Annotated in this window: 1 pseudogene; it reads right to left on the reverse strand. The window is 44.8% G+C overall.

What is annotated here, in order from left to right:
- Positions 1-195: 195 nt before the first annotated feature.
- A pseudogene (locus SB658_RS22720) lies at positions 196-328 on the reverse strand (LacI family transcriptional regulator); the annotation flags it as partial.

The raw sequence follows: 328 nt of genomic DNA on the forward strand, positions 1-328 counted from the left end.
GGTCAATAAAGGTCAAACAAAACGCTGACCAAAATGCCAACCTTTTCTTCTAACACCATTTTTCCCATAAAACAAAAAGTTCAAACAGCAAAGTGAAAATGAGGATGATCAGCGCCGGAGCCTTGAGAAAATGATATGGCCGGAGCGCTCAAAATAGACCGCAGTCGCGTCGGTACATACGGCTGAACGGTCTGACTACGTTGACCGTCCTTCCAAAAGCCGTACCGGCAAATACGTTTCCAGCGGCAAATCATCAAATTCGCCTTCAATTTCTTTTGCTAAAATCTCGATGGCTGTTTTGGAAATCAATTCGATCGGCTGCTGGATG

Origin of the sequence: Bacillus sp. SIMBA_008 (assembly GCF_046535495.1) — a bacterium.
Classification (GTDB): Bacteria; Bacillota; Bacilli; order Bacillales; family Bacillaceae; genus Bacillus; species Bacillus subtilis.